This is a genomic window from Streptomyces sp. NPDC037389 (genome assembly GCF_040636475.1).
GTDB classification, from domain to species: Bacteria; Actinomycetota; Actinomycetes; order Streptomycetales; family Streptomycetaceae; genus Streptomyces; species Streptomyces hesseae.
On sequence record NZ_JBEZUS010000004.1, the window covers coordinates 138,246 to 161,480 of the forward strand.

The following is a 23,235-nucleotide window of genomic DNA, read 5'->3' on the forward strand; positions in this document are numbered from 1 at the left end:
CGACGCGTCCGCGTAGGCGGCCAGGCCGGGCCCGGCCCTTTGTAGCCATTCTGTTGCGCAGGCCTTACGACATCGATCGGCCACGCCCGCGCGACTGCGCCGGAACGGGGTCGGCGATGGTGGGCGACACGTCGGAGCGGCGGGGCGGTTCGGCCTTCGCGCCCAATCTGTCACGCAGGCCCCGGCCGCCGGTATCCAGTGATTCGCCCAGGCCATTGCCGAGGGTGTTCGCCTGCTGCTGTTCCTTGGCCGCGGCATGCGTGGCCTGGAGATCCGCCTCCATGCGCCGGACGTGCTCGATGACTTCGGGGTCCAGATTCGGATTGAGCGTGGCACGAATCTTGCGCTCGTTCAGCTCTTCGACGCCCGGAGGGATGCGGACGTTCTCGTACCGCTCGTTCTGGAGAAGGTCCGACGCCTCCTGGTAGGCCTCGGACCGCTTCGGCTCCTTTTTGGTGTTGAATTCCTCGAACTTCCCCGAGCGGGCCAGCTCATAGAGCTCGTGGTTGTCCGACTTCGCCTTAAAACTCTCCGGCGTATGGAACTGGAGCTCGAACCGCTCCTTGGTCTCCGGGTGTTCCCACGCCGTGTTCACACCCTTATAGACCGGGTCTTCCCAGGTGTTGTACTCGTATACGGTCTCGTAGCCGCGTTCCTGGAGCTCCGCGTACGTCTGCTTCGTGCCCTGGACGTATTCGTCCGTTTCGAATGTCAGCGTGTAGCGGTTGAGGTCGTCGACGTCCTCGCAGACCTCCTGGGCGTCACTGCCTCGCTTCACGGCGACGGCGGCCTTCCGCCGGAAGGAGTCCAGGCCCTTGAGGGAGTGGTCCAGCCCCTCCAGCCTGCCGCCCTGCGAGGCCGACTGCTGCTCGATGCCCCGCATCATGTCGTCGAGGCCGCCACGTGCCTCCTTGGCCGCCTCCCACCGGGCGGTGACCAGGCGGTTCTGGTCGGCCGTCAGTTGCAGGTGGTCCTCGGCCTTTTCCGCCGAGCCCTGCCACGCGCCGACGTCTGAACTGCTCACAGCTGGGTGGCCCCCATCACGCCGCGCAGTTCCTGAAGGAGTCGCTCAGCCTCTTCGACCGTGATCTCCTCCAGGTGCGGGGGGTTGCTCTGACGCGCGTCGAAGAACTCGAAGATCGCGCTGTCGGGCTCCCACACATCGCCCTGCATGAACGTTTCGTCGTAAATACGCTCAGGGCTCCTCCGGCGCCGGACCACCGTGGTGGGACCCTTGCCGGCACGCCACCTGCGCTCCGACGAGTAGAACGCCCAGTAGGTCACCCAGCCCTGCCGGTCCGCCTCCAGCTCCGCGGCCCGCTCTGCGGTCACCGGATGCAGGGCCCCGGGCCCCGGCACATGCTCGATGGTGTCCTTGACCTTGTGCCACTCCCAGTCGAGCAGCGACAGGAATTCCCACTCGTCCCCCGACCGCCGCCACAGGCTGGAGGGCCGCTCCGGCGTGTTCGGCGGCGTCGCCTTGACGAAGTACTCGTAAGTGCTCTGATCACCCATCAGTGACCTTCCCTTCCGGATTTCATTCCGTAACGCCCGCTCTGCACCAGCTCCGCCGCCTGCTCGCGCGCCTTCGAGAACTCCGGGCCGGACACGGCATGCGCGTCCCGGACCCGCCCCGAGCGGTAGAGATCGTAAAGGAGCTGGTTCTCGGACTGGGCCGAATAACTCTCCGCCGTATGGAAGCGGATCTCGAATCGTGGCTCTCCGCCCGGCCGCTGCCAGGCCGCCCGGAATCCCTTGTAGAGGGGGTCCTCCCAAGTGTTCCGTTCCGAGCCGGGGACGAGCTCGAAGCCCTGTTCGTGCAGGAGGGCGTATGTCTGCTGGACGCCCGCCGTGTAGTGATCGGTTGCGAGGACGAGGGTGTAGCGGTTGAGGTCCGTGACCTTGCGCGCGAACGCTTCCACGTCGACTCGGAGGCGTTTACGGGCGGCGGCCCGGCGGCGGAAGGCGATGAGGGACTTCAGGCGGTACTGCTTTCCCTCCAGGCGGGCCCCGTACGGTTCGGCCAGCCGGGACGCCAGGGTTTCCACGACCGTGTCGAGCTGCGGATGGGCCGCGCGGGCGCGTTCCCAGCGGGCCGTGACGAGGCGGTTCTCGTCGGCCGTCAGGGACAGGGGGCGGGCGTCGTCGGGGCGGGCGTCCTGCCAGGCGCCCACCGGCTTGTCGGTGCCCACCGGCTTGTCGGTGCCCACCGGCTTGTCGGTGCCCACCGGCTTGTCGGTGCCCACCGGCTTGTCGGTGCCCACCGGCTTGTCGGTGCTCACAGGCCGATGTCCCCGTCCGTCAGCCGCGCCGCCTCCGTCGCGTCGATCTCCACCAGGTGCGGGGGGTCGGAGGGCCGGGCGCTGAGGAAGTCGTGGACGGCGTCGGTGGGCTCCCAGACGCCGTCCGGGCCGTACGCCTCGTCGAGGACCCGCTCCGGGCTGCGCCGGCGCCGGACCACCGTGGTCGGCGGCATCCCGGCCCGCCAGTCCGGCTCGTCGGTGTGGTGGGCCCAGTAGGTGACCCAGGACTGACGGTCGGCGGCCAGTTCCAGCGCCCGTTCGGCCGGCAGCGGGTGGAGGATCTCCCGCTTCACCGGCGGTTTCTCCACCGCGTGCCACTCCCAGTCGAGAAGGGAGAGGTACTCCCACGTCTCGTCGTCGGCCGAACGCCACAGGCCGTCCGGCCGGTCGACGGTGAACCCCGGCGGGACCTCGGCGAAGAACGCGTACCGCGCGTTCTCCAGGCGCAGGCGTTCCGTCTCCGCCTCGGCGACGCGCGCGCGGAGGGCGGTCGTGTCCGTGGGGCGGCCGGGGCGGTCCGGGGAGTGGTCGGTCTCGCACTCGCTGAACATGTAGTTCTGCCGGATGCGCTCGACCGTCGGCCACAGCCACATCTGGTGCCAGTACGCCAGCTCGGAGCCGGCGCGCGCCGGGTCGGCGTCGGCCTCGACGGCCGCGCACCAGGCCGCGCGGAGGGCGGCGAGCTCCTCGACGACGCCGCCGTGCGCCGGCCAGCAGGGCCAGAAACGCAGGTGGAGCTGGGGTGCGTAGTGGCGGCCGAGCCAGTCGATCCAGTCGGCCAGGTCCTGCCAGTCCTTCTCCGTGGCGCGCAGCGACCACGGGAGGTGGCCGCCGCCGGTGGACGCCCCGGGCACGGCGACCGCCTCCAGCGCGTTCAGGCGGTCGAGGATCTCGCCCAGGATCTCCTCGACCTCGCCCTGTTCGCGCTTGACGCCCAGCGCGAACTTCTTGATGTGCTCTTCCAGGTCCGCCCGGTAGGCGGCGAAGTCCGAACGCTTCAGTACGTCGTCCATCGGCAGTACGTCGTCCACTGTCAGCGCCCCCCTTACAGGTGCTCGATCGGCGGGCGGCCGACGCGTGCCGCGCGGGTGGCCTGCTCGGCGGCGCGCAGCGCCTGGCCGTCGGGGCTCTGGTCCCACGGTTCCAGCTCGACGATGACGCCCGGGGCGCCGCGGAAGAGGAGGAGGGCCCGGCCGTGCGGGAGCTGGCGGATCTCCTCGGGGCGCAGGATGCGGCGTTCGCGGTTGACCTCGGAGGTGGTGTAACCGAAGAGGCGCTGGGTGTCGCGGGAGGTGGAGAGCTCGGCCATCTCGGTCTCGCCGATGAGCTCGGAGAAGCGGCGCAGGGCCTCGATGTCCTTGAGGCCGCCCATCACCATGGTCGCGGCGGCGTTGTCGAGGAGGGTGGCGGCTTCCTTGTCGCCCCAGCGCTGCCCGGCCTGGGCGAGGGACTGGAGGGCGTAGACGAGGTGGATGCCGTAGCCGCGCGCGTCGGAGGCGAGCGCGGGGAGCTTCGGCAGCGGGGCGACGTTGGCGACCTCGTCCAGCACCAGGCGGAGGAAGGGGTCGAGGCGGCCGGACGGCGTCCGGGGCGCGCGGCGCTTGGCGGCGTCGACGACCTCGCCGAGCAGCATGGTGGTGAGCGGGGAGACGTTCGTGGAGGCGTTGGAGTCGCTGATGAGGACGAGCGTGTCGCGCGAGGCGACGAAGCGGTCCGCGTCAAAGACCGGCACGCCTTCCTGGGGCGTCACACAGCGCAGGACCTTGCGCAGCGCGAGGGGTTCGAGCTGTGCGGCGAGGGTCTGCCGGGTGGAGGCGACGGTCTCGTCGGCGCCCGTGGAGACGGAGCGCAGCAGGACATCCCAGCCGGGCTCGGCGCCGGGGTGGTCGGTGAGGATGGCGCGGGGTTCGCTGGCCTTCTCCAGGTTGGTGGCCCAGCGCAGTACGTGCTCGATGGTGCGGCCTTCGAGCGCGGCCGCGTGCAGCAGGCGGGTGAGGGCGGACGAGGCGGTCTGCTGGAAGAAGCCGGCGTTGGTGGACGAGCCGTCGTCGGCGCCCATGCCGACGGAGAAGGACAGGGCGCGGGAGGTGGCGGTCTCGCCGTCCTGGCAGCCGGCGACCGGGTCCCACACCATGCGCTCGGGCCAGCCGACCGTGTCGAGCGGGTCGAAGACCCACACCTTGCCCTGGCGGGAGCGCGGCTGGGCGATGACGTCGAGGACGTCGGCACGCGTCGAGGTGACGACGAGCGGGCCGGGCGCGTCGAGGCAGGCGGGGATGACGACGTTGCGGGACTTGCCGCCGCCGGAGGGGGCGATGACCGCGATGGAGTCCTCCGGCGTGGCGACGAGCGGCTGTCCGCTGCCGAGCTGCCGGCCCATCCGCCAGCCGAACTCGCGCAGTTCGGCGCGGGCGACGGCCCTGGCGTCGTGGCGGCCGTCCTTGCCGGAGAAGCTGGTGGCGCGGGTCTGCGCGGCGGCGGCCCGGGCGCGTGCCTCGCCGAGGTTGTGACGGGCCTCGACGGCGGAGGCCAGGCCTTCGCCGCCGGCGCCGTGGACGCGCCGGGCACGGGCGCGCACGGCCAGCGTGATCAGGGCGATGGGCAGGGCGATGAAGGCCAGCCAGACGCAGACGGTGACGGCGGGCGAGGCGGCCCGGATGCCGTCCTCGGCCAGTCCGTCCAGCGGCCGGTGGAGGGCGAGGGCCTTGACGGTGGCGGCGACGTCCGTCACGGCCATGTCGTCGGCGGTGGCCACCAGGGCCAGATGCCAGGTGGCGAAGAGCCCCGCCACCACGGCGACACCCTTCACCAGGGCTATCTCACCCTGGGGCCCAGTGCCCTTTTCCCTCTTCCGTCCCGTTTCCCGTGCGTTCGCCACGCGCGACCCCCGTCCTCGCCTGCGTTCCTGTAGGAGCCCAGACGGTAACACCCCTGATTCCAGCGAAAGTCCCTGGTCAGGGCTGTTGGAACGGAGGGTCCGCGCTGTCCTCGGCCTCGGACTCATCCTCGGACTCGCCCTCAGGTTCGTCCTCGGATTCGTCCTCGGATTCGTCCTCGTACGGCGCCTCTTCCAGCAGCCGTTCGCCGATGTCGTCGGACCAGGCCCGTGCCCAGCCGCGCAGCTCGGCGACCCGGTCCTCCGCCAGCCCGTACGCGGTGAACTCGTGGTCGTCGATCCAGTCGGCGCCGTCCAGCCGGGCCCGCAGGTCGGCCGGGTCGAAGGCCTCGTCCCAGGCGTGCCGTCTGCCGAACTCCTCCAGCTCGGCGGGCGGCCAGTGGGCGGAGGCGGCGTGGACGTCGATGAAGTCGCGGGCGAAGCCCCGGGCGGCCAGGGCGCGGACCTTGGTGCCGACGACGTCCTCGGCCGCCAGGCAGGGGCCGAGCTCCGTCGGGACGAGCGGGCGCCAGACCGTCTCCTTGAGGATCTGCACGGCGCGCTCCTCCCCGGTCTCCGGGTCGGTCACCGCGAAGCGGGCCGACAGCGGGTCGGTCTCGGTGTGTCCCACCCGCCAGCCGTGTTCCTCCAGGGCCGTGCGCAGTGCCGCGACGACGGCGGGCATCGGCTCCTGGCTGTCGGTGGCGAGGGCCGCGTTGCACACGGGCCGGGTGGTCAGGCCGAGCGCCCGCAGGGCGAGGCCGCCGGTCAGGACGAGCGGATACGCCGTCCCCGCCGTGACGAGGTGGGCGATCAGCCGCCGGAAGGACCCGGCGATCGGCTCAGGGCCATCCGCTTCCATGGTCGTGATTATCGCGCAGGGAATGATCACCACGTGCTGTCGCGGGGCGCGGCCGTGCCGCGCCCCGCGAGTGTCGTCGTCAGTGCTGCGGCCAGCCGTCCAGCTGGCGGTGGACCTTCACGGACGGGCGGGCCGGGTGGGCGGCGGTCAGCGAGGTGGGCTGGGACAGCAGGGCCTTGACCTCGTCGGCCAGGGCGTCCGCCTGGCGCTTGAGGTCGGCGGCGGGCACCCGGGAGGCGCTCAGCGCGTCCAGCCTGCGGTGGATGCCGGCGAGCCGGTGCTGGGCGTCGGCGGTGAGCCGGGCGGGCGTGGCGGTCGAGACGACGAACTGGTAGGCGCCCGCGAGGGTCTGGCAGCCGTCGCAGTGCTCGTTGACGGCGTGGCCGTTGTTGACCGCGGAGAGCCGGACGTTCTGCCCCGAAAGGGTGACGACCTGGAAGGACAGAGCCACCGAGCGGCAGGCGTCGTCGGCGGTGCACCCCACCGACTTGGCGTCCGCGCGGTTGCCGACGCGGGCCGCCGCGACCGTGCCGAACTGGTGGATGGTGAAGCTGTCGCGGTACTCGATGTGGTGCCGGTGGTCCGCCGTCGTCCGGACGCCGTCCTGGGTGACGGCGATGGCCTCGGCGGCCTGGGCCGGGCCGGTGGCGGCCGCGGCGAGCCCGGCGGCCAGGAGACCGGCTCGCAGAAAGTGACGCGAGAGGTAGGCGTTCATGGAGTGCTCCTTGCGACGGTGTGACTGAGTGGATCAGTGGGTCGCGGCAGGCGTCGCCGTCGGCGAAGGTGCCGGGGGCGCCGGGGACGCGGTGGTGGGCACCGGGGCCGGGGGGCTCGCCGGCGCGGGGGCCGGGGCGGGCGGGGCGGACGCGGCCGACGGGGACGCGGTCGCGGCCGGGGTGGGCACCGGCTTGGGTGCCGGGGAGGGCGGCAGCGCGGGGGGCTTCGGGGGCGCCGTGGTGGGCGCCAGGACGATCGGGGCCGGGACCGCGGAGGGCTTGGGGGCCGGCGCGGGGCCCGCCGCCGGGGCGGCCGGGGCCGGGGCGGCCGACGGGGGCGGCGAGGGGAGCCCCGGGGCGGCCGACGGGGTGCGCCAGGGCAGCGGGGAGAGCGCCGGGGTGGCCGCGTCCGGGATGGCACCGCTCGGGGCGCGCCCGGCGATCGGGGCGTGCGCGTTCGCCTCGGCCGGGTCGGGCGCGGGCGGCACGGTGGGGACGTTGGGCTGGAGGATCGGCGCGATCGGCGGCTTGGGCGGCAGCGGCTTGGGCGTGACCCCGCTGGTCCAGGCGTACGCGAGGACCGTGGCCACGGCGACGACGGCCAGGACGAGCGCGGTGCGCAGCCGCGGGCGTCCGGCGGTGGCGCGCAGGGCGTTGCGGCCGAGCCGTCCGGAGAGCCGGATGGACAGGTACGTCATGCCGGCCAGCGGCACGATGAGCATCAGGCTGCCCAGCACTCCGGCGAGCCCGGCGGCGAGCTGGCCGTCGGCGAACGCCTCGTAGGTGCCGGTGAGTTGCTGGGTGAGGGAGCGGATGCCCGTGCCGATCAGGCGCGGGAGGTTCCACAGGGCGTAGGCGACCTCGGCGGCCAGCAGCGGGACCATGGTCAGCACCCAGGTGGTGACGACGGCCCGGGTCCTGGGCTTGAGGTCGGCGACGGCGGGGTCGGTGCCGCGCCAGGGCAGCGCGCTCAGCAGGATCGGCTTGATCTTGCCGTAGAGGTCGGGCACTCCGGCGAGGTCACCGAGGATGAAGTAGCCGTCGAGCCGGACGGCGGGCATCAGCTGTTCCAGCACCTCGAAGTGGCCGAGGTAGACCGCGCAGAGCAGAAAGGGCTGGCCGGTGGCGAAGTACAGCCCGGTCAGCAGCAGCATGAAGACGACGTTGAAGTAGACCCCGCCCAGGTCGGTGCGGATCCGTCCGGCCCGGCCGATGCGGTAGACGTCGGTGACGTCCGTGTACATCGAGGGCCAGATCAGGAAGAGGCCGCAGCCGATGCAGCCGGGTGTCGCGCCGTCGTATCTGCATGCCGAGGCGTGGCCGAACTCGTGGAAGACGAGCGAGGCGACGGTCAGCCCGAAGACCACGAGCAGCAGCAGCGGCTGGTCGAGGACGTTGAGCACGGGCGTCATCGCGCCGTGGACGCCGAACAGCCAGGTGTCCATAGCCAGGGCCAGCATCAGGACGACCGCCACCACGGGCGGGCGGTGCAGCCAGGCCAGCGAGCGGGCGATGACGGCGACCCGCCGCTCGTTGAAGATCACGCGGTGGCCCTTGAGGGCCAGCAGCAGGTCGGAGCGCGGTGCGTGGACCTCGTCGCCCTCCTGGCCGGGCGGCACGGTGATGCCGAGCGGCTGGAGCTTGGTCTCCACGAGATAGGCGATGTTGTCGGCGCTGACCTCGCGGCCGAACGAGACGCTGACCTCCCGGGCGATGGCCCATGTGTCGCGCCGCCCGTCGACGGCGGAGGCGACCAGGTGGAGCAGCCGGGAGAGCTGCACCACCTGGCCGTCGCCGCGGCGGGCGATGTACTTGGGCTCGGTGAACCCCGAGCCCTGGTACTCGCCGTGCAGCCGCAGCCCGGCGCTGAGCCGTGGGACGACGGCTTCCGCGTCGGGCGGCGGCGGGGTCCCGGTGGTCTCCCCCTCCGCGTACGCCGGTGGCAGGACGTACGGGAAACCGCCGGGGCCCGGCACCGGGGCTCCGCTGTCCCCTGTCCGGACCTCGGTCCCCCCGGTGCCGAAGTGGATCGTCGTGGTCGTGCCCGTGGTGCGGCGATGGCGGCTACGGCCGGCCTCGTGGTCTCCGACCACCGTCATCTGGTCTCCCCCTGGACGAACTTCGACGGATCCACCCCTGTCCCCAACCCCCAAGCCCCCCTGGGGATCGGCGGACCGCGCTTCCCCTGGACGCGGTCCGCCGAGCGCGTGGGCCGGACCGGCCTACTGCTTGATGGAGATGGACTGGGCCGCCTCGGACTGCGCCACCGCGAACGGCGAGTTGTCGTTCACCGCGAGCGACTCGTTGTGCGCGTGGACGTTGGCGATGTGCTTGGTGACGCTGGTGGTGCGGGAGAAGCTGAACTTCAGCTTGCCCAGGGCCTCACGACCCGGCAGCAGCTCGGCGGACTCGGCGTCGAGCTCGTGCGCGTTCATGCTCATGGCAGTGCCTTTCTCTGACGACGTGCGAACGATGTGCCGGTGGCGGGCCGCGGGCGGCCGGAGCCGGCCGCGGCCCCCGCCGCTACTGCTGGATGGCGATGGTCTGCGTGGCCGCCGACTGGGCGACGGCGTCGGGCGAGCAGACGTTCAGCGCCGTCGACGTGTTGTGCGCCGAGACGTTGGCGATGTGCTTGGTGACGGTCGTGGTGCGGGAGAAGCTGAACTTCAGCTTCCCCAGGGCCTCACGACCCGGCAGCAGCTCAGCGGACTCGGCGTCGAGCTCGTGCACATCGAGCATGGTCGTCCCCCTCGGGATCGTGGTCCGCGATGACGGACCGCGGTGTCGCGACCGGACCCGGGCAGGACCCCCCGGCTCGCGTCCGATGCGGTCGGACAAGCTGTCCAACGAGATTGGACAGTAGTGGGGTCCGCCGACGCCGCGCAAGTGGTTCCCCGAAGATCCCCTCTGGACGGCCTCCGTAGAATCGGTTCACCCGAGCGCGCCCGAGCCAGCCGAGAGCAGGAAGCGACCTTCAGTGACCAACGCACTGAGCCAGATCATCAAAGATCGACTGGACCGGCAGGGGTGGTCCTACGGGGAGGTCGCCCGCCGGGGCGGCGTTCCGCGGTCGACCGTGCACCACCTGGCCACGGCCGAGCGTCTGGTGCGGATGCCGCAGCCGGCCACGCTCGAAGGACTGTCGCGCGGTCTCGAGCTCCCGCTGGACACCCTGCGCCGCGCGGCCGCCGAGGCCTGCGGGATCCACCTCTACCCGACCGCGGAACCGGCCGCCCCGGACACCAGGGAGCCGGCCACGCCGGCGGACCCGGAGGTCGATCTGCTGATCGCGAGTGTCCACCGGCTGTCCGCCGACGACCGCCGGCATGTGGCGGCGCTGGTCGAGTCGTTGCTCGAACGCTCGCCCAAGGACCACCCGGACGGGGGCTGAACCACCCGTTCGGGCCGGCGAGTTCAGTACCGGACGTCGTCGGCGGCGTCCACGGTTCCCTGGATCACCGGATTCCGGCGAATATTCGCGTCCGCCCGAGGAGCGCGTCCCCACCGGGCTATCGTCTCGGTCTGCCCGAAGCCAGGGGGAATGCGTGCTCGTTGTCAGTGGTGCCTCGACGTCCAACGCCGTCGTACGGGGGCGCTGTGGGGAATCCGTGGTCCTGCTCTCCGGTGAGCTGCCCGAAGTGCTCACCGAACGGAGCGTCGCCGAACTGCTCGACCTGGCGGCCGCCGTGCTGACCGGCGAGGAGATGGCCATGTTCCGCGACTGCCTGCGCGCGCTGCGCCGGGGGGAACGGCTGGGACACCGCCGCGTGGAGGTCGGCGGCGCGGTGCTGACCATTTACCACGAGAGCTGAGACAAGCGGGCTGAAAACGGAAGGGGAGCCGCCCCCGGCCCCGAGACCGGAGGGCGGCTCCCGCACCGGGCGGGTCAGGCGCGGCCGTCAGTGGCCGTGACCGTGACCGTGCCCCCGGCCGCCCAACTCCCCGAAGAGACCTCCCTCATTGCCGGAGCCGTTGCCCGACAGGATCGGGATGTCGTCGAGGATGTGCGACAGCGGGTCGTCCCCGTCGTTGATCGTCGAGTTCTCCGTGCACATCTGCTGCTGCGACGACGACAGGATCGGGATGTCCTGGATGCTGATGGGAACCGCCCCGAGGAGACCCTGGACGCCCAGCTTGCCGATGGCGATGCACGGCTTGTTGAACGAGCCGTTGATCAGGCCCATCTGCGGGCTCATATAGCCGCTGGTGTAGGTGTTGCCGTACATCTGCATGGCACCGTTGGCGTTGTAGACGTCCCTGGCGTCACTCCCGCCGTAAGCGAACGCGGGGGCCGACGACACACCGACCGCGGAAACCGCGAGCGCGGCCGTGGCCACAACCTTCTTGAACACGTTTCTTCCTCAGCTCCGGTCGACGGAATTCCTGGACTCACTGCCTAACTCGGAGCGGCCGCGAAGGTTATCGGCCTTCATCCCTTCGGCCCAGCGCAGAGAAAAGGGGAGTCCCCCCGCAGCGGGTCCCGCACACCCGCCGCAGAGGGACTCTTGTCCGTAGCCGGACGGTCCGGTCAGTGACCGTTGCCCGAGCCGTTGCCCGACAGGATCGGAATCTCGTCGAGGATGTGCGACAGCGGGTCGTCCCCGTCGTTGATCGTCGAGTTGTCGGTGCACTGCTGCTGCTGCTGCGAGGTGAGGATCGGGATGTCCTGGAGGTTGATGGGAACCGCCCCGACGAGACCCTGGGCGTTGATCTTCCCGATGCCCACGCACGGCTTGTTCAGCGTGCCCTGGATCAGGCTCATCTGCGGGCTTTCCTTGCCGCCGGTGGCCGTGTTGCCGTAACCGGTCTTGGCGCCATTGGCGTTGAGGACATCCTGGTCGTTTCCGATGGCCATCGCCGGCGAGGCGACGGCGCCGACCGCGGAAGCCGACAGGGCGGCCGTGGCGAGAACCTTCTTGAGCACGTCTATGCCTTTCGATCGAGTAGCGCCCCCACAGAGAAAGCGTTCTGAATAACTCCGACCCATTCCTTGGGTTGCGGGGTTTCACTCGTTCGATCCAGTGGGACGCGCTAAGCCCGATCGGCGTTCATAGCGATATCCAAAAGACCCTCAACGGGTCAGCCGTCGATAGGAAAAAATGCTGGTCAGCGTCACATACCGATATTGCCCGCCGCGCTCGCTGCGCAGTTCGCCGCGCTCGATGAGATGGGCGACGGTCCACGGGGAGAGCCCCAACAGCGAGGCCGCCGTGCGCACCGGGACGCTCAGCCCCTCGAATACCGCGGGCAGGGGCTCCGCCGGGGAACGGCCGGCCGGAGCCCGGTCGTCCGGCGCGGCGTCGGCGGGCGCCTCATGGCGCGCACCACCGGCCGCGGCGAGACCCGTCGCGTAGTAGTCGTGTGCGTAGTAGTCGATCGCGGCAGCAACATGTCGTGCCATGTCGACGCGCACCATCCCCTCGGTCCAGTCACATTTACGTACCTGCCGCCAGGCTAGTCAGCTCGGTCGGAAGCGTAAGAGCCCCCTAGCCGGGCGTCAAGTATGGTTTCGCCTTGCCTGCCGTCCGGCTAGATTCCCTCCGTCGCACCCGTCCCGGCCGCCACAAGGGCACCGATAAGGGGGGTCGCCCGTTACTTACTTGCCGACGGGCTAGTTATGACCTTAAAGAAAGCGCACCACGGACCAGCAGGAGAGTGAGCCCATGGGCAGCACATCCCAGGCACGCAAGAGCGACACCCGCGAGCGCATCCAGCGGACAGCCCTCGACCTCTTCGTCTCGCGCGGATACGAGAAGACCTCGCTACGGGAGATCGCCGAGGAGCTCGGCGTCACCAAGGCCGCGCTGTACTACCACTTCAAGACCAAGGAGGACATCCTCGGCGCCCTCTCCGACCAGCTCGGCCGCCCCGTCGACGAACTGATCGCCTGGGGCCGGGACCAGCCCTCCACCCTGGAGACCAAGCGCGAGCTGCTGCGCCGCTACAGCGCGGCCCTGCGCGAGGCCGCGCCGATCTACCACATCCTCCAGGAGAACCAGGCGACGCTGCGCGAGCTCGCCATCGGCGAGACGCTCCGGCAGCGGGTGACGGCGGTCTCCGGGCTGCTCCACGACGGCGAGGCACCGCTGGACACCCGGGTACGCCTCTCCAGCGCCCTGCTGGCCGTCCACTTCGGCGCGCTCACCATGGACGCGCTGCCGGGGGACCGCGAGGCCAAACGCGCGGCCGTCCTCCGGGTCGCCCTGGAGATCCTGGACTCCACCGCCCGCGAGACCGCCGCGCAGGCCGTCACCGCGGGCTGACACTCGGGCCGGCACTCGGGCTGACGCCCCACACCACGGGAAAGGCCGGGCCGGCCGCTTGCTCAAAAAGTGGCTGGCCAATACAACATTCAATACCGTCACGTCGGTTTGCTCTACCGCCGACGAATGTTTTCAGCCGTCGCTTTCCGGCCAGCCTAAGAGAAACGGGTGCCCTGCGGCACCCTATTTACGGAATAAGACACTCCGGAATAAGTCACTCCGCCCTGGCGGGAAACCGGGGAAACGACCCGCGCGGAAAACGGCCCGCGGTTCAGCCCACCCCGGCCGGCGCGGCCTCCAGGGCACCCTCCGCCTCGGCCGACCGCAGACGTTGTCGCTCCGCCTCGGCCAGGGCCCGGGCACCGCGCCCGGGGGCCAGGTCGAGCCGGGCCAGCACCGAGGGCACCGCCACGCTGGGCATCACGTGCTCGTAGAGGATCGTGGCGCGACGCTCCAGGTCAGAGCGGTTGTTGATGGCCTGGGACATGGTGTTGATACCGGCGTACGCGCCGACGATCAGCTCCGCGGTGTCGGCCGGGACCACGTGCGGCAGCACCTCGCCGCGCTCCTTGCCCTCGGCCAGGACCCGTGTGTGCAGCTCCGTCCAGCCGTGGAAGGGGCCGCTGCGGTTGAGGTTCGTCGAACCGTGTTCGAGGGTGAGCCGGACGCTGCCGCGCAACAGCGGGTCCACGAGCAGCCGATGGGCGAAGATCATGCCCATGTCGACCAATTCCTGCATCTTGGACGCCCGGCCCGGCTCGGCGGCCGGGAGGTCCGTCATCATCTGGGCATCGATCACGGCGAGCGCCAGCTCCTCCTTGGAGGCGAAGTGGAAATACAGCGCCCCCTTGGTCACTTCGGCCCGGGCCAGGATCTCCGTAATGGTGGCGGCGTCGTAACCCCGCTCGTCGAACACCACCGCGGCCGCTTCCAGAATGGACTGGCGAGTCCTGATCGCGCGGTCCTGCTTTGCCACGGTCTGCCTCCGGATCGATGAGATAGCTCCGCCGCGTCCCGGCGGCGAGGGCGACATGTCGCCGGCCATACGTGCCGCGGTCGCCCCGGAAATCAAACCGGCGAGTACGTATCCTATCAAGAGCCGTCTGGCAACATGGCGCAATACACTCGATACCAATTCGTCCGGGGCGGCGCGGCCGGTCCCCCAACTCCCGTGTCACTCCATGCGCGTCACACCATGTGGAAGCCGCCGTCCACGGGAACGGTGGCGCCGGTGACGAAGGACGAACGGTCGCTCAGGAGCCAGGCCGCGGCCTCCGCTATCTCCCCCGGCTCGGCGGTACGGGGCTGGGGCGACGCCGCGTGCAACGCCGCCTCCATTCCCGGGTTCCGGTCGAACCACTCCGCCACCACCTCGGTGCGCGTGGTGCCCGGGGCCACGGCATTCACCCGGATGCCGCTCGCCGCGTATTCGGCGGCCGCCGCCCGGGTGAATCCGATGACCGCGTGCTTGGCGGCCACGTACGGGGCGGCCACGGGAGTGGCCAACAGCCCGCCCACGCTGCTGTTGTTGACGATGGACCCTCCGGTTCCGCCCTCCAGCATGGCGGTGATCTCGTCCCGCAGGCAGTTCCAGGTGCCCCGGGCGTTGACGTCCATGATGGCGTCGTAGAGGTCGTCGTCCATCAGATGCAGCGGAGTGCGCCCCTGGCCCCAACCGGCGTTGTTGAAAGCGGAGTCAAGTCTTCCGTATCGTTCCACGGCAAAGGCGACGGCACGGGCCGTGTCCTCGCGCCGGGTCACATCGGTGACCACGTACGCCGCCTCGGCCCCCGCCTCGCGCAGCTCCGTCACCAGCTCGCGCAGCCGGTCCTCGCGCCGGGCGGCCAGCACGACCGTCGCCCCCTCGCGGGCGAACACGCGTGCGGCCGCCGCGCCGATGCCACTGCTGGCACCGGTGATCAAGGCGATGCGGTCCCGCAGCAATCCCTGGCCACTCTTCATCAAGGGAACCCCTTCACTCACGCTCCGGCAGCGGTACCGTCGGGGGCGGTACCGTCAACCGGCTCCATGATGCTGGTTCGTCAGGCGTCGCCCGGCCCGGTGGGGGCCGCCCACGACGTCCCGGCAGTGGCCTCCGCGTCGACGGTGCGCAGCAGCGACTCGTCGATGGCGGAGAGCGAGCCGGCCAGGTGCCGTACGCCCGCCGCCCGCATCAACTCGCCCTGGAAGCCGTGGACGAAGCCGGAGGGGTGCCCGATGAACGCCACGCCGAGCTCGCGCGCCGTCTCCGCGACCCGGGCGACGTCGTCGATGAACACCGCCTCGTCGGGACGGAGCCCGAAGAACTCCGTGGTGATCTCCTTGAGGCCCGGCCGGAAATCGTTGGTGCAGACGTACCGGGGGCCGTCGAAGAGGTCCGCGTACGCGCCGAGGTGGCGGTCGAAGTGAGCGGCGTCGAGGCCGCCGTAACAGACGACGCGCAGGCCCAGGGCGCGCAGCCGGCGCAGCAGGTCCACGGCGCCGTCGAGCAGCCGGACCGGGTCGCCCTCCAGATACGCGGCGCGCTCCTGGAAGTAGACCTCCAGCACCTTCTCCGGCGTCCAGTCCACCCCGGCCGCCGCGCCCAGCGCGCGGGCCGCCACCAACTGGGGCTGGGAGAAGACGTCGTACTCCACTTCGGCGGTGTACCGGCCGCCCCGGTCGGTGACGAACCGGTGGATCACCGGGCTGAACGTGTCGTTGAGAAGGACACCGTCGATATTGACGGCGGCCAGCCGTATCCGTCGCAGGGACCCGACCACTATCGACCTCCATTGTCGAACGAAAGAACAGACGTGGGGAACGTGCCCTCGAATTACAGAGCGACGCACCGCGATTGCCCCAGGTGAGAGAGGTAAATCACATCGGCGCTGAAAGGCCGTCGCCCGCCTTGTATCTTGACCCCCCGAAGGGCGTTGACCGGGGGGCCGTCAGCAGCTCGAGAAGCCCTGACAGAACGCACCTTGACATATCCGCAGTCGATCCTGGGCGCTGCATGCAGATCCGAGGGGGAACCATGTCCCAGACCACCTCCGCCCCGGCGTCCTTCGCCCCGGCCCTGCCCCGGCTGACGACCACCGTCCCGCGTGAGTACGTCCACCGCGCGGCGGTCGCCGAGGTGTTGCTCACCGGCTGGCGCAAGGTCGAGGCGAACCGTTTCCGGGTCTGGGCCCAATGGCCGCGCGGTCACAGTTTCTTCGCCCCGCTCCGGGGAGTGCAGCACGATCCCATGCTGATCGCCGAGACCGTACGGCAGATCGGTTCGCTGCTCGCCCACGCGGAATTCGACGTACCACTTGGATTCCAGTTCCTGATGTGGCACCTGGACTACTCGCTGCGTCCCCAGCACACGACGCTCGAGTCCACCCCCGCCGAACTGGTGCTGGACGTCGAATGCTCGGAAATCCGCCGCAAGGGCCGGAGTTTCGGCGGCATGCGCTATGACGTGGTCATCCGCCGGGACGGGGCGATCGCCGCCACCGGCAGCGCCTCGTACACCTGCACCTCTCCCGAGGTCTACCGCCGGCTGCGCGGCGACCGGCTCCCCGGCACGCCGACCGTGCTCGGCGCCCCGCTGCGCCCCCGGCGCGTCGGCCGCCACTCCCCGTTCGACGTGGTGCTCGCCGAGGAGGACACGCCCGGCGCGGCCCGGTGGCGGCTGCGCGCCGACGGGCGGCATCCCATCCTCTTCGACCACCCCGTCGACCACGTGCCCGGGATGGTCTTACTGGAGGCCGCCCGCCAGGCCGCCGCCGTCCTCTCACCGGACCCGGTCATCCTCCCCACCGAGCTCACCAGCAGCTTCCACCGCTACGCGGAACTGGACAGCCCCATCTGGATAGAGGCAACCCGCGAGACCCCCGCCGGGGGGCGGAGCGGGCCGGCCGCCACCGTCGTCCGGGGCCATCAGGACGACGAGGTGCTCTTCACCTGCGCGCTGACCTCCATACGGCCGCGGAACGCCCCCGCTCCGCCCGGCGATACGGCTGTCAACCCTTCCGAGTAGCCCTGCCCCGTTTTCTCCGGCGCTCCCTCCCCCGCTCCATTAGGGTCGTCCCGCCATCGGGACCGACGAGCCGAAGGGGCGTCCGCGGGATGGGCCTGAGTCTCACCAGCACCGCGTTCCTCGTTCTGCTCGTCGTCGCGTCCGTGCTGGCCGTGGTCGCCACGCTGCTGCTGTGGGGGCGGGTCCCCGGGCCGGCGCCGCTGCGCTGGCTGGGCCGGGTCCTGCTCATCGGCCTCTGTCAGGCGACCGCGATCTGCGTGGTCGCGGTCTCGATCAACTCCAGTTACGGCCTCTACGCCTCCTGGGACGACCTCCTCGGCCGCAAGAGCACCGGGCCCGTCTCGATGCCCGGCCCGCCCGCCCACCGCGCCCGCTTCAGCAAGGCCGACTACGGCATGCAGGAGACGTACTTCCGCGGCTCGCGCTCCCAGCTCTCCGGTCAGGTCCTGGTGTGGACCCCGCCGCAGTACGAGCAGGAGCGCTACCGCCACACCAACTTCCCGGTGGTCGTCCTGCTGCACGGGGTGCCCGGCTCGCCGCAGTCCTGGATGGAGCTGGGCCGGATGCCGGGCGCCTACGAGCGGCTGCTGAAGGAGGGCGCGACCCGCCCGTTCATCCTGGCCGTGCCGATCATCAACCCCGGTGGCGTCGACACCGACTGCTCCGACGTGCCCGGCCGCAAGGTCGCGACCTGGCTCTCTGAGGATGTGCCCGAGCTGCTGCGCAAGCACTTCCGCACGGGCCGGGGCCCGGAGTCCTGGGGCGTGCTGGGCATCTCCACCGGCGGCTACTGCGCGGCCAAGCTGCCGCTCCAGTACCCCAAGGCGTACACCGCGGGCGCGGCCCTGGACCCGGATCCGCTCAACGGCGACGGCGGCGCGATCCCCGATCCCGGGCTGCGGAAACGCAACAGCCCGACGTGGCTGGTGCGGCACACCGACGCCGACGTCGGGCTGTTCGTGGCGACGTCCCGGCAGGACCGGGACAGCCCGCCGCGCTATGTCGAGGAGTTCCAGCGGGAGGCGGCGGGCACCAAGGTCCGGCTGCGGACGATGCTGCTGCCGTCCGGGGGCCACAACTACGGCACCTGGATCAACCTCTACCCGGCGGCCTTCGCCTGGCTGGGCGGACAGCTGCGGGGCGGGCCCGGCTAGCGGCCGGCTATTCGGCCGCCTCGGGCTCCTCCGACGCCTTCGGCTCCTCGGACGCCTTCGGCTCCTCCGTCGGCTTGGGCTCCGGCGAGGGCTTCGCGGCCTGCGAGGGATCCGGCGTCCCGGACGGCTTGCCGCCGTCCTTCGGCTTGGGCTGCTTGTCCGCCGTGTCCTGCGGGAACGTCAGCTGCTGGCTCATCCACTCCAGCACCGGGCCGATCTCCCGCCGCCACGTGGTGAAGTGGTGGCTGCCCTCGGCGAGGATGATCGAGGAGGCCGTCATGGGCTGCTTGACGGCCTTGAGGAACTTCTCCGTCTCGGCGTAGTTCTTCTCGCCCTTCTTGCTGCTGGTCACCAGCACGTTCACCCGGGGCACGGGCATGTTCTCCAGCCGCCAGAGCAGGTCGTGCTCCTGCTGGTTCCGCTTGGCGTCCGGGCCGCCGCCGAAGAGGTTGCCGGTGGTGAGGTCGTTGCCGACCTTGTAGTCGCCGGAGAGCGCGGCGGCCGCCGGGTAGACGTTCGGCTGGCGCATGGCGAGCTCCAGCGCGCAGGTGCCGCCCGAGGAGTAGCCGAGGACGCCCCAGGCGCTCGGGTCGTGGCCGACCCGGTAGGTGCTCTTGAGCGCGTCGGGCAGGTCCTTGGTGAAGAACGTCTCCGCCTGCGGGCCGTCGGGCACGTCCACGCACTCGGTGTCGCGCGGCGGCGCGATCGTCGGCCGGACCATCACGATGATCGTCGGCTGCATCCTGTTCTCCTGGAGCAGCCGGCCCGCCGTCTGCGGCACCTGGAGGTGCTGGGCCAAATTCATGATCCCGCCGGGATAGCCGCTGATCACGACCATGACGGGAAAGCGGTGACGTTCGTACTGCTTCTGGAAGTACTGCGGCGGGAGATAGACGAATGCGGGGTTGATGGCCCGGGAGCGCTCTCCGACGATACGGACCGACTGGACCTTCCCCTCCTTGTCGGCGGGGCCGCGCGGAATTCCGCCCACCTTGTCGAGCCCCTGCGGCCCGGCCGGCTGCACGAGCCCGTCCTTCGACGCGCCGACCGTGGCGTACGGCCCGCCCCGGCCCATCTCGTTCACATTGACGGGGGCCTTGTCGACGCGCCCGAGGAGCTGATTCCAGGTGCCGTAGAAGCCGCCCCAGGAATTCACGGCCAGTGCCAGCGCCGCCATGATGGACAGCTGGGTGGTCACGATGGCCCCCAGCCGCCCCAGCACCGGCCGGACGCCGCGGCCGGCCAGCCGGGGCCAGATCCAGACGGTGAGCCCCACGCACAACACGGCGGCGAATACCACCGTGTACAAGAGTGACCTGCTGGTCAGGCCCATGCGCCTCTCAACTCCCTGCCCCCGTGGTGGGTACTCATGTTCGGTCCGGTAATACTCACCGATAAAGAGGCCGGAACATGCGGACAGGGTTGCCCTGACCTCATTTATTGCCCTGCTCTTGTCCTGCCCGTGTCCTGGGCTTCCCCAGGCGTTCCCGACAACGAAAGCCCCCTTCGGGCGGTTACCCCGGCCCGGTGAAGAACGGTCGACCGCCGGATGGAGACTGGCCGAACGCCGCCTTCCGCTGTTTGGTGGAATCACGGCCGAGCGTCGGGGGCACCGCCCGGGGGCGGCGGGGACGGGGCCGGTGGAGGTGGGACGGCATGAACCGGAATCCGGACGCCGAGGGGCGCAATCCGTACCTCGGGGGGTTCTACGCCCCCGTGACGGACGAGACGACCGCCTTCGACCTGCCCGTGACGGGACGGCTGCCCGAGTCGCTGCGCGGCCGCTATCTGCGCAACGGCCCCAACCCCGTGCACGTCGCCGACCCGGCCGACTACCACTGGTTCGGCGGCGAGGGCATGATCCACGGCGTCCGGCTCCGCGACGGTCGCGCCGAGTGGTACCGCAACCGCTGGGTGCGCTCCGACGCCGTCGCCGGGCGGCTCGGCGAGAAGCTGCTGCACGGGCCGCGCCACCGGGGCCTGGACTTCGCGCCCAACACCCACGTCCAGTCCTTCGCCGGGCACTGTCTCGCCCTCGTCGAGGGCGGGGCGCTCCCCTACGAGCTGGACCCCGAGCTCCATACGATCGGCCCGTTCGACTTCCACGGCACCCTGCCGGGCGGCTTCTCCGCCCACCCGGTGACCGACCCGCGCTCCGGCGAGCTCCACGCGGTGGCGTACTGCCTGGACTGGCCGTATGTGCAGTACGTCGTCGCCGGGCGGAACGGCTGTGTGCGCCGGCACGTCGAGATCCCCGTCGAGGGCTCGCCGATGATGCACGCCTTCTCTCTCACCGAGCGATACGTGCTGCTGTACGACCTGCCGGTGGTCTTCGGGCGGGACCCGCGCGACGGCGGCCCCCATCCGCGCTGGGACACCGGCAGGCCCGCCCGGCTCGGGGTCCTGCCGCGCGACGGCGGGGCGGCGGAGACGCGCTGGCTGGAGACCGAACCGTGCTTCGTCTTCCACCCCATGAACGCGTACCAGCGCGCCGACGGCCTGATCACCGTCCATCTCGTCGTCTACGAACGGTACTTCGACCGCCACCGGCTGCCCGGCGAGCACCTCGCCCGGCTGGAGCGCTGGACCGTCGACCCCGCGGCGGGCACCGTGCGCCGACTCCCGCTGGACGACCGGCCGGTGGAGTACCCCCGCGTCGACCCCCGGCGGCTGACCGTCCACCACCGCTTCGGCTACGTCATGCGGGAGCGCGCGGCAGGGCGGGACACCGCACTCATCAAATATGACCTGGAGCGCGGTACGAGCGAGGAGTTCGAGGTGCCGGCGGGCGGCGACGTGGGCGAGGGCGTGTTCGTCCCGGCCGCGCCCGGGGCGGCGGAGGACGAGGGATGGGTGCTGGCGTACGCGTACGACCCGGAACGCGGGGCAGGCGAACTGGTGGTGCTGGCGGCCCAGGACTTCACGGCCGGCCCCGTGGCCCGGGTGCACCTCCCGGTACGGGTGCCGCTGGGTTTCCACGGGAGCTGGATCCCGGACTGCCCATGACCGGACCGTCCATGACCGGACTGCTCATGACACACGCTACGGCGTGTCGGGTGTGAACGTACTGGACCGGACTTGACAGCTAGCCTTACGTAGTCGCCAAGCATGCGGACTTTTACGAGCAGTACGGACATAAACCTCCTCCCCTCCATCCCCTCCCTCCCCCGGCACCACTCGCACCCCGAGACACACGAAGGGCATCTCCCCATGGGCATTCGGAGTCTGCTGCGGAACGCGTTCGGCCGCGCCAAGGCCGCCGGACACGACGAACCGAGCCTCCCCCAGCAGAACGCGGGCCCCGACCACACAGCGAACGCCGTGTCCGTTCCGGCCCAGCCGACCGCCGAGACCGCCGACCGCGCCGGCTCGACCATTCCCGACCCCGGCCCGCTCGGCCCCATTCCCACCCCGGGCCCCGCCCGGCCCGAGCCGGTCCCCGAGCCCGAGCCGTCGCCGACCCCGATGCCGAAGCCCAAGCCCATCCCCGAGCCGGATCCGGTCCCCCGGCCGGACCCCCACCCCGTACCCGAGCCGCCACCCGGCCCGGACCCGGAGCCCGCTCCCGCGATGACGGCGGAGCCCGGCACGGCAGAGCCCGGCACGGCGGAGCCCGGCACGGCGGAGCCCGGCACGGCGGGGGCGGCCATCAGCCTGGAGAAGGTCCAGGAGACCGCGCCCGGCCTCGTCAGCCTCTACAAGTCGGCGGGCGTCTCGCTGCGGAAGCAGGGCCTGGCGGGCCAACGAGCGGCGGTCTACCTGGTCCTGGACCGCTCGGGCTCCATGCGCCGCTACTACAAGGACGGCTCCGTCCAGCACCTCGCCGAGCAGGCGCTGGGCATGGCGGCCCACCTCGACGACGACGGCGTCGTCCCCGTCGTCTTCTTCTCCACGGACGTCGACGGCACGGCCGAGATCGACCTCGGCAACCACCAGGGCCGGATCCAGGAACTCCACCAGTCCTACGGTCACATGGGCCGCACCAACTACCACTGGGCCATCGAGGCCGTCATCACGCACTACAAGGCGTCCGGAGCGACCGACCCCGCGTTCGTCATCTTCCAGACCGACGGCGCGCCCTACAGCAAGCCCGCCGCGGAGAAGGCGCTGTGCGAGGCGGCCGGGCTGCCGATCTTCTGGCAGTTCGTGGGCTTCGGCGACCCCGAGGCCAAGGGCTTCGACTTCCTGCGCCGCCTCGACGACCTGCCCGTGCCGGAGCGCCGGGTGGTCGACAACGCCGGCTTCTTCCACGCCGGTCTCGAACCGCGGCTGCTGACGGACGACGAGCTCTACAAGGAGCTCATGATCGAGTTCCCCGAATGGCTGATGGAAGCACGCGCCGCCGGAATCGTCCGCTAGCGCGCCCGTCCGGCCGGCAGGTCGACGACCACCCGAAGGCCGCCCCCCGCGTCGGGGCGGCCTTCGCCGTACCGCCGTTCGCCGGCCTCTGAATCACCACACGCCCTCTTGATCCCCGCGTCACTCTCCGCAACCATTCAATAACCGATCAGGCGACGTGCGAGTGGGCATGGATAGAGGCGTGAGCGATGAAATTCCCTGTGGGACGTACGCCGTCGACACCCGGACCGGGCGGCTCGGCGAAGTGATGGACCACCATGCCGGTCACGTACAGCTACGGCCGCCACGCGGCGGGCTGGAGTGGAACTGCCCGCCCGAGCACGCGCGGCCGGCGACGGAGAGCGAGGCCGGTCCACCCGGGGGCGGCGCCGAGGGGCATGGAGAGGGGGAAGGGTCGTGACGGCGCGGACGGTCTTCCTCTTCGGTACGTGGACACTCGCGCCGGATCAGGAGCCGGACGCCGAGCCGATCACGTACGCGATGCAGTGCGCCGTGTGCGGGGCGGGCTCGGAGTCGAGCGAGGACGCGGCGGTGGGTCAGCGGTGGACGTTCCAGCACGTGGGGCGGAACCCTTCCCACCACACCTTCCGGGAGTCGATCACCCGGCCGTGGCGGGCCTGGATGCAGCCGTGAGCGAGAGGAACGCGCGGGCTCCCGACATTGACACAGCCGTCATAAAAGCAGCGCGGCCCCCCTC

25 protein-coding genes are annotated in these 23,235 nt (G+C 70.9%); 8 read left to right on the plus strand and 17 right to left on the minus strand.

The window, feature by feature from the left end; translation table 11 throughout:
• Nucleotides 1-64: 64 nt before the first annotated feature.
• From AB0E98_RS10240 to AB0E98_RS10285, 10 genes are all read right to left on the minus strand, one after another.
• On the minus strand, nt 65-1,024 hold the full coding sequence (locus AB0E98_RS10240) for a hypothetical protein (protein ID WP_361700834.1): 960 nt from the start codon (nt 1,022-1,024) through the stop codon (nt 65-67).
• Nucleotides 1,021-1,515 carry a hypothetical protein gene (locus AB0E98_RS10245; protein ID WP_361700836.1) on the minus strand — a complete coding sequence of 165 codons (495 nt, stop codon included), beginning with the start codon at nt 1,513-1,515 and terminating at the stop codon, nt 1,021-1,023. Before AB0E98_RS10245 ends, AB0E98_RS10240 begins: the two co-directional genes overlap by 4 nt.
• On the minus strand, nt 1,515-2,282 hold the full coding sequence (locus AB0E98_RS10250; RefSeq protein ID WP_361700838.1) for a hypothetical protein: 768 nt from the start codon (nt 2,280-2,282) through the stop codon (nt 1,515-1,517). Before AB0E98_RS10250 ends, AB0E98_RS10245 begins: the two co-directional genes overlap by 1 nt.
• Complete coding sequence (locus AB0E98_RS10255; RefSeq protein WP_361700840.1) at nt 2,279-3,334, minus strand: hypothetical protein; 1,056 nt, start codon at nt 3,332-3,334, stop codon at nt 2,279-2,281. Before AB0E98_RS10255 ends, AB0E98_RS10250 begins: the two co-directional genes overlap by 4 nt.
• A gap of 14 nt (nt 3,335-3,348) precedes the next feature.
• Nucleotides 3,349-5,112, minus strand: coding sequence for a type IV secretory system conjugative DNA transfer family protein (locus AB0E98_RS10260; protein ID WP_361700843.1), 1,764 nt, complete (start codon nt 5,110-5,112; stop codon nt 3,349-3,351).
• 145 nt (nt 5,113-5,257) lie between these two features.
• Nucleotides 5,258-6,040, minus strand: a complete 783-nt coding sequence (locus AB0E98_RS10265; RefSeq protein ID WP_361700846.1) for a nucleotidyl transferase AbiEii/AbiGii toxin family protein — start codon at nt 6,038-6,040, stop codon at nt 5,258-5,260.
• A gap of 79 nt (nt 6,041-6,119) precedes the next feature.
• The gene (locus AB0E98_RS10270; protein ID WP_361700849.1) at nt 6,120-6,755 is read right to left on the minus strand and encodes a hypothetical protein; all 636 of its coding nucleotides are present in this window, start codon (nt 6,753-6,755) and stop codon (nt 6,120-6,122) included.
• 33 nt (nt 6,756-6,788) lie between these two features.
• On the minus strand, nt 6,789-8,855 hold the full coding sequence (locus AB0E98_RS10275; RefSeq protein ID WP_361700852.1) for a hypothetical protein: 2,067 nt from the start codon (nt 8,853-8,855) through the stop codon (nt 6,789-6,791).
• Nucleotides 8,856-8,978: 123 nt separating this feature from the next.
• Complete coding sequence (locus AB0E98_RS10280; protein WP_189455678.1) at nt 8,979-9,197, minus strand: hypothetical protein; 219 nt, start codon at nt 9,195-9,197, stop codon at nt 8,979-8,981.
• 82 nt (nt 9,198-9,279) lie between these two features.
• A complete protein-coding gene (locus tag AB0E98_RS10285) occupies nt 9,280-9,495 on the minus strand; it encodes a hypothetical protein (RefSeq protein ID WP_311612792.1) in 216 nt (71 codons plus the stop codon).
• A 238-nt stretch (nt 9,496-9,733) separates the two neighbouring features.
• On the opposite strand from AB0E98_RS10285, the gene AB0E98_RS10290 reads away from it, so the two are divergent.
• Together AB0E98_RS10290 and AB0E98_RS10295 are read left to right on the plus strand one after the other, a co-directional pair.
• Nucleotides 9,734-10,147 carry a helix-turn-helix transcriptional regulator gene (locus AB0E98_RS10290; protein WP_361700856.1) on the plus strand — a complete coding sequence of 138 codons (414 nt, stop codon included), beginning with the start codon at nt 9,734-9,736 and terminating at the stop codon, nt 10,145-10,147.
• A 154-nt stretch (nt 10,148-10,301) separates the two neighbouring features.
• Nucleotides 10,302-10,568 (plus strand): hypothetical protein, encoded by a 267-nt coding sequence (locus tag AB0E98_RS10295; RefSeq protein ID WP_358623777.1) that lies wholly within the window; start codon nt 10,302-10,304, stop codon nt 10,566-10,568.
• Nucleotides 10,569-10,655: 87 nt separating this feature from the next.
• Here the strand turns inward: AB0E98_RS10295 and AB0E98_RS10300 are convergent, their stop codons facing one another.
• The 3 genes from AB0E98_RS10300 to AB0E98_RS10310 form a co-directional block, all read right to left on the minus strand.
• Nucleotides 10,656-11,108 carry a rodlin gene (locus AB0E98_RS10300; RefSeq protein ID WP_361700859.1) on the minus strand — a complete coding sequence of 151 codons (453 nt, stop codon included), beginning with the start codon at nt 11,106-11,108 and terminating at the stop codon, nt 10,656-10,658.
• 176 nt (nt 11,109-11,284) lie between these two features.
• A complete protein-coding gene (locus AB0E98_RS10305) occupies nt 11,285-11,680 on the minus strand; it encodes a rodlin (RefSeq protein ID WP_361700862.1) in 396 nt (131 codons plus the stop codon).
• Nucleotides 11,681-11,827: 147 nt separating this feature from the next.
• Nucleotides 11,828-12,157, minus strand: a complete 330-nt coding sequence (locus AB0E98_RS10310) for a hypothetical protein (protein WP_361700865.1) — start codon at nt 12,155-12,157, stop codon at nt 11,828-11,830.
• 262 nt (nt 12,158-12,419) lie between these two features.
• On the opposite strand from AB0E98_RS10310, the gene AB0E98_RS10315 reads away from it, so the two are divergent.
• Nucleotides 12,420-13,019, plus strand: coding sequence for a TetR/AcrR family transcriptional regulator (locus tag AB0E98_RS10315; RefSeq protein WP_361700868.1), 600 nt, complete (start codon nt 12,420-12,422; stop codon nt 13,017-13,019).
• Nucleotides 13,020-13,290: 271 nt separating this feature from the next.
• Here AB0E98_RS10315 and AB0E98_RS10320 read toward each other — a convergent pair whose 3' ends face one another.
• The 3 genes from AB0E98_RS10320 to AB0E98_RS10330 all read right to left on the minus strand — a co-directional run bounded on the left by AB0E98_RS10320 (nt 13,291) and on the right by AB0E98_RS10330 (nt 15,784).
• On the minus strand, nt 13,291-13,995 hold the full coding sequence (locus tag AB0E98_RS10320) for a ScbR family autoregulator-binding transcription factor (RefSeq protein WP_361700871.1): 705 nt from the start codon (nt 13,993-13,995) through the stop codon (nt 13,291-13,293).
• A 212-nt stretch (nt 13,996-14,207) separates the two neighbouring features.
• The gene (locus tag AB0E98_RS10325; protein WP_361700874.1) at nt 14,208-14,981 is read right to left on the minus strand and encodes a glucose 1-dehydrogenase; all 774 of its coding nucleotides are present in this window, start codon (nt 14,979-14,981) and stop codon (nt 14,208-14,210) included.
• A gap of 80 nt (nt 14,982-15,061) precedes the next feature.
• Nucleotides 15,062-15,784, minus strand: coding sequence for an HAD family hydrolase (locus tag AB0E98_RS10330; RefSeq protein WP_361701512.1), 723 nt, complete (start codon nt 15,782-15,784; stop codon nt 15,062-15,064).
• 251 nt (nt 15,785-16,035) lie between these two features.
• Between AB0E98_RS10330 and AB0E98_RS10335 the strand changes: the two genes are divergently transcribed.
• Nucleotides 16,036-17,025, plus strand: a complete 990-nt coding sequence (locus AB0E98_RS10335) for a ScbA/BarX family gamma-butyrolactone biosynthesis protein (protein WP_361700877.1) — start codon at nt 16,036-16,038, stop codon at nt 17,023-17,025.
• 89 nt (nt 17,026-17,114) lie between these two features.
• The gene (locus AB0E98_RS10340; protein ID WP_361700879.1) at nt 17,115-18,179 is read left to right on the plus strand and encodes an alpha/beta hydrolase-fold protein; all 1,065 of its coding nucleotides are present in this window, start codon (nt 17,115-17,117) and stop codon (nt 18,177-18,179) included.
• Nucleotides 18,180-18,186: 7 nt separating this feature from the next.
• On the opposite strand, the gene AB0E98_RS10345 is transcribed toward AB0E98_RS10340, so the two are convergent.
• Complete coding sequence (locus tag AB0E98_RS10345; RefSeq protein ID WP_361700881.1) at nt 18,187-19,512, minus strand: alpha/beta hydrolase-fold protein; 1,326 nt, start codon at nt 19,510-19,512, stop codon at nt 18,187-18,189.
• A 323-nt stretch (nt 19,513-19,835) separates the two neighbouring features.
• On the opposite strand from AB0E98_RS10345, the gene AB0E98_RS10350 reads away from it, so the two are divergent.
• The 3 genes from AB0E98_RS10350 to AB0E98_RS10360 all read left to right on the plus strand — a co-directional run bounded on the left by AB0E98_RS10350 (nt 19,836) and on the right by AB0E98_RS10360 (nt 23,171).
• Nucleotides 19,836-21,185, plus strand: a complete 1,350-nt coding sequence (locus AB0E98_RS10350) for a carotenoid oxygenase family protein (protein WP_361700884.1) — start codon at nt 19,836-19,838, stop codon at nt 21,183-21,185.
• A 204-nt stretch (nt 21,186-21,389) separates the two neighbouring features.
• Entirely contained in the window at nt 21,390-22,538 is a 1,149-nt protein-coding gene (locus AB0E98_RS10355; RefSeq protein WP_361700887.1) for a VWA domain-containing protein, read from the plus strand.
• A gap of 396 nt (nt 22,539-22,934) precedes the next feature.
• A complete protein-coding gene (locus AB0E98_RS10360) occupies nt 22,935-23,171 on the plus strand; it encodes a hypothetical protein (protein ID WP_361700891.1) in 237 nt (78 codons plus the stop codon).
• The last annotated feature ends 64 nt before the right edge of the window (nt 23,172-23,235 follow it).

Coding starts and splice junctions, on each gene's coding strand:
- AB0E98_RS10270 (WP_361700849.1), bottom strand. CDS start 6,755: ATGAACGCCTACCTCTCGCGTCACTTTCTGCGAGCCGGTCTCCTGGCC.
- AB0E98_RS10245 (WP_361700836.1), bottom strand. CDS start 1,515: ATGGGTGATCAGAGCACTTACGAGTACTTCGTCAAGGCGACGCCGCCG.
- AB0E98_RS10275 (WP_361700852.1), bottom strand. CDS start 8,855: ATGACGGTGGTCGGAGACCACGAGGCCGGCCGTAGCCGCCATCGCCGC.
- AB0E98_RS10340 (WP_361700879.1), top strand. CDS start 17,115: ATGGGCCTGAGTCTCACCAGCACCGCGTTCCTCGTTCTGCTCGTCGTC.
- AB0E98_RS10265 (WP_361700846.1), bottom strand. CDS start 6,040: ATGGAAGCGGATGGCCCTGAGCCGATCGCCGGGTCCTTCCGGCGGCTG.
- AB0E98_RS10325 (WP_361700874.1), bottom strand. CDS start 14,981: ATGAAGAGTGGCCAGGGATTGCTGCGGGACCGCATCGCCTTGATCACC.
- AB0E98_RS10345 (WP_361700881.1), bottom strand. CDS start 19,512: ATGGGCCTGACCAGCAGGTCACTCTTGTACACGGTGGTATTCGCCGCC.
- AB0E98_RS10350 (WP_361700884.1), top strand. CDS start 19,836: ATGAACCGGAATCCGGACGCCGAGGGGCGCAATCCGTACCTCGGGGGG.
- AB0E98_RS10280 (WP_189455678.1), bottom strand. CDS start 9,197: ATGAGCATGAACGCGCACGAGCTCGACGCCGAGTCCGCCGAGCTGCTG.
- AB0E98_RS10355 (WP_361700887.1), top strand. CDS start 21,390: ATGGGCATTCGGAGTCTGCTGCGGAACGCGTTCGGCCGCGCCAAGGCC.
- AB0E98_RS10285 (WP_311612792.1), bottom strand. CDS start 9,495: ATGCTCGATGTGCACGAGCTCGACGCCGAGTCCGCTGAGCTGCTGCCG.
- AB0E98_RS10335 (WP_361700877.1), top strand. CDS start 16,036: ATGTCCCAGACCACCTCCGCCCCGGCGTCCTTCGCCCCGGCCCTGCCC.
- AB0E98_RS10315 (WP_361700868.1), top strand. CDS start 12,420: ATGGGCAGCACATCCCAGGCACGCAAGAGCGACACCCGCGAGCGCATC.
- AB0E98_RS10310 (WP_361700865.1), bottom strand. CDS start 12,157: ATGGCACGACATGTTGCTGCCGCGATCGACTACTACGCACACGACTAC.